The 2455-nt window shown below is 51.3% G+C and carries 2 protein-coding genes; one reads left to right on the forward strand and one right to left on the reverse strand.

Annotated features, from left to right (window positions below; genetic code table 11):
• The first annotated feature begins 316 nt into the window (after positions 1-316).
• Positions 317-841, forward strand: a complete 525-nt coding sequence (locus QT974_RS33455; protein ID WP_333472665.1) for a protein-tyrosine phosphatase family protein — start codon at positions 317-319, stop codon at positions 839-841.
• A 315-nt stretch (positions 842-1156) separates the two neighbouring features.
• Here the strand turns inward: QT974_RS33455 and QT974_RS33460 are convergent, their stop codons facing one another.
• Positions 1157-1984: an alpha/beta fold hydrolase gene (locus QT974_RS33460; RefSeq protein ID WP_333472666.1), complete on the reverse strand. Its 828-nt coding sequence runs from the start codon at positions 1982-1984 to the stop codon at positions 1157-1159.
• Positions 1985-2455 lie beyond the last annotated feature (471 nt).

Consider the following 2455-nt stretch of genomic DNA (forward strand, 5'->3'; position numbering starts at 1 on the left):
ATTGAATGCGGTCATGCTTCGCCCCTACAAACATATTTGCCTTGCGCCAGATGCAACCAAAAAATGCTTGCTACAAGACGAATTTGGGGCGGAGTGAAGGTTCGGGTTGTTTCCTTAAATATTGTTGGTGCGTCGCTCGTTTGATTTTCAATATATTTTGGAAATGAGCGATGGATTCAAAGCCTACAAATACGGCTTTGCATAAATTTGGAGAATTGCTATGAAAAAATTAAAAAATAGGCTCAAAAAAATGATACAATAAAAGTAAGAATATCTAAAAATTTCTAAGTTATTTTAGGATTTAAATTGAGGGCTGATGTACAAGTTTGCGGCGGCTGCGGAGGATGAATTAGTTGTGTTTGGTGCGGCAAAACCGGGATACCGCGATGAGCAAGTTGCTGGCTGGATTGATTTTATGCGGCGACAGAAGATCGATCGAGTTTGCTGCTTGCTTCCTGAGTCTCAACTCATCGGCTATGGTGACTTGTTGGGAACCTATCGAAATGTTTTTGGGTGCGATCGCGTTTGCTGGGCTCCGATCGCAGATTTTGAATTGGCCGATCGCTCCATTTTAGTCGATCGCATTTTACCGTTTTTGGCCTCTGCAAGTCGATCGGGCGATCGAGTGGTGGTTCACTGTGGCGGCGGGATTGGGCGCACAGGACAGGTTTTGGCTGCTTGGTTGGTTAGCGGGCGGGGATTTTCTAACCAAGAGGCGATCGCGGCTGTCAAAAAAACGGGCAGAAATCCCTATGAAGCTGCGATTGCTGCTGTTTTCAAAGGTCGAAATCCGTGGAAAGTCGCTGCTGAACTTGATGCTTTGTTGGATGATTGTCGTTGACAGTTGACAGTTGACAGTTGACAGTTGACAGTTGATCGCTTGAGTGCACTTGATAAAGGAAGGAAGGAAGAGGATTGGAGTAATGATATCGTTTCCGGTTACATCGATATTGTTTAAACAGTCACCGGAAAAGGGTTCCGGCTTTCAACCAATTCTTGGTGGTTAAGAAGTCGGTTTCCGATCTCGCAAATGCCTAAATGGTGTTCAACATAGGAGATCGATCGCCTTCAATGACTATTGACTATTGACTGCTGACTACCCTTCGGCTTCGCTCGGGGGGCGAGCAGACTACTGTCAACTGTCAACTGTCAACTGTCAACTGTCAACTGTCAACTGATTTGTCACCGCTTCGGCGAAGGGAACCGGCGCATCAAGCTGCAACCAGTGGCTGGTTTCTGGTATGACTGTGGTGGTAATTTGGGGACGGAGTAGGTGGAGGCTGAAGGGCCAGGAGTTGGACGGTGCGAGGACTGCTGAGATTTGGGTGCCCCCAGTTTCAAGGATGCGATCGATCGCACCAACTGCATCGTAAGCAAACATACCTTTGTACATACCGATGAGGCGATCGCGCGGCGTGGATGCGAGGCGTGCGATCGTGGTTGCGCGGGTCGCAGGAGTACCGCCTTCGAGGGCTTGGGCGAATTTTTCCTCTGCTGCTGTGCGGTAGTCATCGCCCGCTAGCGCTGCGAGAAAGGGAACCATCTGTTGTTCGTACACGGAGGGCGGCAGGTAGTTAAAGTCACCGGGGGGATCGGCTAGGATGACGCGGGTGATGCGGGTTGGGGCGCAGTCGGCGGTGGCGAGGACGACGAGGGAACCGAAGCTGTGGCCGACAAGGGCTACTTGCGGGATATCCAGCGCGTCGAGGATGGCGATGATGTCGGTGGCGCAGCTATCGGGGGTGTAGTCGCCGTCTGCGGGCGGATCGGATGCGCCGTGGCCCCGGAGGTCGATCGCCAGAATGCGTTGGTTTTGGCCTAGATTGGCGCGCAAAAGTGCGATCGTCTCGTCCCAGATTCCGAGGTGGTATGCCATACCGTGCACTAACAGGACGGGGATGGGTTGGGGCTCTGCGCTGCTTGCTGCGCCCGTGTCGGTGAGATTGAGTCGCCCCGCAGGGCCGGCGACAGTCGTATTTTGCATAAAATACCTAGACTTTAAGGTTGTTCGGATTAGTTCGTAGTGCGGACTTGGGTCCGCATAATGCTACGGACCCAAGTCCGCACGTGCGTTCCGTTTTTGTCATGGTAATCGACCGGACGCGATCTGAGATAGTTATTAACCCTGACAGTCGATCGTACCGACGGCGCTGTCAGCCAACATACACTTGTACCTATTTGGCTTTCTTCTTTGACCGATCCTGTAGCGTTTTTGCTGATTCTAATTTTTGTTTTTGATTCGGGCGACTTAGTAGCGCTCTCAGCGGTTTGTAGTGCGGACTTCAGTCCGCTCTCAAGCTGCGGACTGAAGTCCGCACTACGAACTTCACTACGAACTGTCGCCCAGCGACTTATTTTACTCAACGATCGGGGAGCATCTCAGTTTTGATGTTTTGATTTTATAGTGCGAGCGTCCCCGCTCGCGATCTATACTCGCGAAATGGGACGCTCGCAC

Origin of the sequence: Microcoleus sp. BM001215392 (assembly GCF_036700185.1) — a bacterium.
Taxonomy (GTDB): domain Bacteria; phylum Cyanobacteriota; class Cyanobacteriia; order Cyanobacteriales; family Microcoleaceae; genus Microcoleus.

Excerpts from the sequence above, each read along its gene's own strand:
- QT974_RS33460 (WP_333472666.1), bottom strand. The coding sequence starts at position 1,984 with ATGCAAAATACGACTGTCGCCGGCCCTGCGGGGCGACTCAATCTCACC.
- QT974_RS33455 (WP_333472665.1), top strand. The coding sequence starts at position 317 with ATGTACAAGTTTGCGGCGGCTGCGGAGGATGAATTAGTTGTGTTTGGT.